Genomic DNA, 5,577 nt, shown 5'->3' on the forward strand with positions numbered 1-5,577 from the left:
AAATATTATTCCTTTTCCCTCTCCTCTTAGGAGAGGGTTAGGGAGAGGTGCAAAGGAGAGGTTTACCAGAGGGGTTTCATATTTAATTGTGCCAAAAAAACAAGATCCCCGACTTCTTTAAGAAGTCGGGGATCTATTTCTGGAGATAGTAAGTTTGCACAAGTTGTAAATTTAACCAGCTAACTGTCCTGATGTGACACATTTGAGACTGAAATAGCAAGTAACTATAGCATTTCTCCATTTACAGTAGTCGGCTTTGACTTCTTTTCGCTGCTATAGCAACTATAAGGCTAGAAACTGATGAAAAAAGTTAATATCTACCGCTTTTGTAATTACGCTTTAATGAGTTTAATTTCTTGCAGTTTAGTCTTGAATCAGATTGCTCCAGCTTCACCTCAAACAGTTTCTCTAACTAACACCACATTTGCACCTGCTACTAACTTAATTTGGCCTACTCAGGGTGTGCTTTCTCAAGGTTTCCGTAAATATCAACATGAGGGAATTGATATTGCGGGTGCAAAAGGGACTCCGATTTTGGCTGCTGCGGCTGGTACAGTTGTCAAAGCTAGTTGGGATGATTGGGGATTAGGTAATTTTATCGAAATTAAACATCTTAATGGCAATGTGACGGTTTACGGACATAATAGCCGCTTATTGGTCAGTAAAGGTCAACAGGTCAAACAAGGTCAAATTATTGCCGAAATGGGTTCAACAGGCAATAGTACCGCCCCTCATTTGCATTTTGAATTTTATGCAGATGGTCGTTTAGCTAGTAATCCTCTCAGTTTATTACCGTCCGCCGCGATCGCAAAAACACCAGTAAATCAACCAGTTACCCGAACTCCACAACCAGTTTCACCTATAAGTAATCATGCTGATTGTCATGGGACTACAATTATGAATGGGGAGACGGCAACAGTCAGTATAAAAGTTTGCGAAGAAAATGGTCAGTTATTTTATTTAGGGAAATTGAAACAGGAACCCAGTCAAGTTTTAAAAATTCGGGCTTGGAAAGTTGATAATAACAAATATCAGGCAGAAAATGGTACTTTTTCCTACTTAATCAGCCCAGAAAAAATAGAAATTTGGCGCAATGGTAGTCCAATTCGTGCAGATAGTTTTCTCACTTCTCGTGGTTTAGGGAAATAAAAATACTAACCTCTTTATGTAATTGATGATTTCATTACAAATACCTGATGTGACAGTTCAAATGGCGGAATATAGCAGCCAACATATTGTGCTAAAGAAGTATAAAATCAATAAAGATTAAAACTAGACAAAAGTATCGTAAAAGTTCACATAAAGGAGCAGGTGATTATGGAATATTTGGCTTATTCATATATGTATATAGAAAATGAACAACCAAATGAAAATTTGGCCTTAAATTTTCCCAAATCGTCATTTAATTGGCGGAAAATTTTTAAATCTTCGGCATGGTTAACTTTGGCTGGTGTGACTATATTACTAGCTACAGTGACTCAAATGCAGTTTGCTTCCGCAGAATATGTCAGCACAAATGGAAATTGTCTTTATATTCGTACCGGACCTAGCACTGCAAATTCATCTGTAGCTTGTGTCCGCAATGGTTCATATATTGGTGAAACAGGCAGTGTCAGAAATGGATTTGCGAGAATTTCTTCGGGACGTTACCGAGGATACTATGCTGCTGAAAGATGGATTGGTAATACTCCTGGCTATTCTCACCGCAGATATCGTTCTGGATACGGTGTTGGGGGTAGGGTGACGGTAGGATATGGCTCAAGAGGTGAACGAGTTAGAGAAATTCAAAGAGCTTTAGGGATTAGAGTTGATGGTGTTTACGGCTCACGCACCATTAACGCAATTCGTCACTTTCAAAGACGTAACGGACTGCGTGTAGATGGCGTTGTTGGTTATCAAACTCGGAGAGCTTTAGGTATTTAGAAACTGTTTATACTCAAAACGGTTGAGACATGGACTTTTACAAAATCACGAAAAACCTAGATTTGTAGGGGTAAAGCAAAAGCTTAATGGTGTCAACTTAACGTAAAATCTTCATCCCGCAAGGAACTCAAGTTCCCTGCTAATAGCGAAAGTCATCTAAAAGATGACTAAATACTAGGAAAATTCATTAGTCCGTTTTAACGGACTTGAGCTATGAGACAGGGAATTTATTCCCTGGCGGGTGTGGAAGCCAAACAAATAAGCCATCTGTAACCTAAGTTGACACCTATGAAGCTCTTGCTTTACCCCTACCCACAGAATCAAATTATTAAGCCGTGTTGAGTATAACCAGGAATGAGGGGTATAATGTACCTTTATATACCTGCAACCTGCTGTAACTAAAGTTGTTTTTCTGTTCGCCGTTGCTGGTAATTTTTAACAATTTCTAGGATGCGTTCTGCTGCATGGCCATCGCCAAAGGGATTAATGGCGGTGGCTATTTTCGTGTAAGCGTCGGGATTGCTGAGTAGTTCACTAGCGGCTGTGACAATATTTGCGGTTTGTGTACCTACGAGTTTGGCTGTTCCGGCGGTAACAGCTTCTGGTCTTTCTGTCGTATCTCTGAGAACTAAGACTGGTTTACCCAGACTGGGGGCTTCTTCTTGTAAGCCACCGGAATCTGTTAAGATTAAATGCGATCGCTCAATAGCTCCCACTAATTCAGCATAATCCAAGGGTTCTGTTAGGAAAATGCGGGGATGACTCCCTAACAACTTTTGTAGTGGTTCTCTAACTGTGGGATTTTTATGTAATGGCAGTAATAAGGCTGTATCAGGAAATTGCTCTAAAATTTGTAAAAAACTTTGAGCGATATCTTGCAGCGGTGATCCCCAATTTTCCCGTCTATGAACTGTTGCCAATATTGTCCTATATTTATGCCAATCTAACCCAGGTATATTGCAAACTGGTTTTTTTGCAGCCACATTTAACAAGGCATCAATTACAGTATTTCCTGTTAAGTGAATTTCTCCTAATACCCCAGAATTTTGTAAGTTTTCTACAGCCAAAGTAGTCGGCGCAAAATGTAATTGTGTCAGTTGGGAAATCAACCTTCTATTAGCTTCTTCGGGAAAAGGATTAAATAAATCATCAGTCCTTAAACCTGCTTCCACATGACCCACAGGGATTTTTTGATAAAAAGCTGCCAAGGTCGCCGCAAAAGCTGTTGTTGTATCTCCTTGGACAATTACAAAATCTAATTTTTGAGCTTGAAATAATGCTTCTAAACCCTGTAAACTTCGACAAGTAATATCATTAAGAGATTGTTGTCGCTGCATAATCTCTAAATTCCAATCAGCTTTGAGTTTGAACAATTGCATTACTTGTTCAACCATTTCTCGATGTTGTCCTGTGAGAATTACCTGCAATTCAAAATCTGGAGAATTTTGAAAAACTTGAATTACTGGTGCTAGTTTAATAGCTTCGGGACGAGTTCCTAAAATAATGCCAATGCGGTGTTGATTAGTCATTAGTCAAATAATTAGAATTTACTTTTAATTTTGCTAGACAGTAATTAATTTTTTACCCAATTATACCAAATTGTTTTTACTTTCCTTCACACATTTCGGTTATACCCAACACGGCTTAATTATTTGATTCTCCGGGTAGGGGTAAGAGGTTGTTTGAAAAGTATTAGATGAAACCGATAATCTCCAGAAACCTAACCCCCCTTCTCTAGGGGACTTCCAAGAAATAAATTATCCTGATTAACGAACCACAGAGGCGCAGAGGACACAGAGGAATAAGGGTTTGAGAGATTTTTGCGTTAGGTGGTTGAGTATTTTTTTATTTGGAAGTCCCTAGGAGGGAATGGGGGTTTCAAAGCCTCTACCCGCATCGGGGAGAGGTTTACCAGAGGGGTTTATTTATACATTAAAGGCTTTTCAAACATCCTCTAAGGGAACACCAAAAAATAAATTACCCAATTTTGTGGGATAGGCATCCTGCCTGTCCTTGATGATTAAGCAGGTTTCCATGTCCCGTGGAAACTGTGGGGGATAACGCTGGGTAATCCCAGTTTACAAATAGGTTCTTCATTTAACCTATCACTCGCAAAGACCCAAACCTCGCTACTATGGGTATCACCATCATAAACCACAGTTAACACCCAACCTTGTTCCGAGCTTTGCGGATTTTGGACATAAATAGGTTCGGAAGGATAGCGATTTTCTCCTATGTTTGCTTGTGTTAAAGTTCCAGTTTGGTGATCAAAACAAGCAATACTATTTAAGATTTCCTTACCAACATCTGTCCCTGGTTGGAATCCTGACATATAGGTATAACGAGAAAATTGACCTGTATTTTGTGGAGGAACACTAGGAAACTCACAATGTTGATTTGAAAGTTGTTCAATTTTAATTACCTTGCCAGTTAAAGGATTGAGTCGAACTTGTGAAAATGTACTATTGGCAATTGTATGAGTTTCCCCTGTAGCTACTTCCCGTAAATATTCATTAGTTTGAAAATCTTCATAACGGGCAATATCTACAATTACCGCGCCACTATTATCTACATAACCATTCGCAAAATGCCACTGAAACCAAGATTCAGTTTCTCCTTCACTGACTAAAGATAAAGTTTCTCTGTCAAAGACTATAATCTGAGTTCCCAATTCAGGATGCCATTCTAGAGAATCACTATAATTACTTGTTCCTACTAAAACTGGCCAAAGATTTAACTTCACTGGCGAAATAAAAAAGATTAGATACTGTCCTGCTAAAACAAAATCATGTATGAGTGGTACACCTTCTAATTGATATGTTCCTGTGCGGATAATTTTACCAGTCAAGTCACTTTTATAAACATTAATTGTGGCATTTAATCCAGGAGTTACACCAAAATTAAAAATTTCCCCTGTATTTGCATCCCGCTTATAATGGGCAGAATAACTTAATTCCTTGGTTAAACTGCCTAAATCATCTTCACCACAAGTTTCTAAAGTTTGCAAATCTAAAGCATAAGGTTTACCACCTTCCCACAATGCCAAAAGTTTATTAGGTAATGCCAAAACTGAAGTATTCGCCGCATTTTTTATGGGTTTTATCCATTGATTCCAGATAATTCCTGGTGCAGTCATGCCATAATTACCATAAAGCAATTTACCCGCAGCAGTTTCTTCTTGATAACCTATGGTTTGCACATAGCGATAAACTGCAAATGTTTCTGCATTGGTAAAATTAACCGCCAGAATTGCCCCATCTCCATCAAACCAATGTCCCACTGGCATACCATTTCGTTCTAGTCGTGCTGGTCCATTCCGGTACAGTGTACCCCGTAAACCATCGGGGATTGTACCTGCGAGAATAGGTAATTGAGTGGCAGGAAATTCTGTTGCTGGTTGAGATATGGCTCTAGACCATGCTTTTTTGGTTGACTTTTGATCAATTGTTTGCATATAGGATTTATTCTGTGAATAATAGGTTGTTGTCTCATGCTAATCGAATTTACCCTTCAAAGTTAAACAGGCTTAAGAGGATGTTTTAAAAGTATTAGATGAAACCGATAATCTCCAAAAACCTAACCCCCCTGCCCCCTTCCCTACGAGGGAAGGGGGTTTTCAAAGCCTCTCCCCGCTTCGGGGAGAGGTTTGGAGAG

At 39.1% G+C, this 5,577-nt stretch carries 4 protein-coding genes; 2 read left to right on the top strand and 2 right to left on the bottom strand.

Annotated features, from left to right (window positions below; all coding sequences use genetic code 11):
* The first annotated feature begins 300 nt into the window (after positions 1 to 300).
* Positions 301 to 1,149: a M23 family metallopeptidase gene (locus IQ228_RS19725; protein ID WP_193964064.1), complete on the top strand. Its 849-nt coding sequence runs from the start codon at positions 301 to 303 to the stop codon at positions 1,147 to 1,149.
* Between the two features lie 168 nt (positions 1,150 to 1,317).
* Entirely contained in the window at positions 1,318 to 1,923 is a 606-nt protein-coding gene (locus tag IQ228_RS19730) for a peptidoglycan-binding protein (protein ID WP_193964066.1), read from the top strand.
* Between the two features lie 398 nt (positions 1,924 to 2,321).
* On the opposite strand, the gene wecB is transcribed toward IQ228_RS19730, so the two are convergent.
* Together wecB and IQ228_RS19740 are read right to left on the bottom strand one after the other, a co-directional pair.
* Positions 2,322 to 3,452 (bottom strand): non-hydrolyzing UDP-N-acetylglucosamine 2-epimerase, encoded by a 1,131-nt coding sequence (wecB, locus tag IQ228_RS19735; RefSeq protein ID WP_193964068.1) that lies wholly within the window; start codon positions 3,450 to 3,452, stop codon positions 2,322 to 2,324.
* Positions 3,453 to 3,943: 491 nt separating this feature from the next.
* The gene (locus IQ228_RS19740; RefSeq protein WP_193964070.1) at positions 3,944 to 5,377 is read right to left on the bottom strand and encodes a carotenoid oxygenase family protein; all 1,434 of its coding nucleotides are present in this window, start codon (positions 5,375 to 5,377) and stop codon (positions 3,944 to 3,946) included.
* Positions 5,378 to 5,577 lie beyond the last annotated feature (200 nt).

The organism is Dolichospermum sp. LEGE 00246 (genome assembly GCF_015207865.1).
Lineage (GTDB): Bacteria > Cyanobacteriota > Cyanobacteriia > Cyanobacteriales > Nostocaceae > Dolichospermum > Dolichospermum heterosporum.

Bases quoted from the DNA above. Each gene is read 5' to 3' on its own strand.
- IQ228_RS19730 (WP_193964066.1), top strand. From the start codon at position 1,318: ATGGAATATTTGGCTTATTCATATATGTATATAGAAAATGAACAACCA.
- IQ228_RS19740 (WP_193964070.1), bottom strand. From the start codon at position 5,377: ATGCAAACAATTGATCAAAAGTCAACCAAAAAAGCATGGTCTAGAGCC.
- IQ228_RS19725 (WP_193964064.1), top strand. From the start codon at position 301: ATGAAAAAAGTTAATATCTACCGCTTTTGTAATTACGCTTTAATGAGT.
- wecB (WP_193964068.1), bottom strand. From the start codon at position 3,452: ATGACTAATCAACACCGCATTGGCATTATTTTAGGAACTCGTCCCGAA.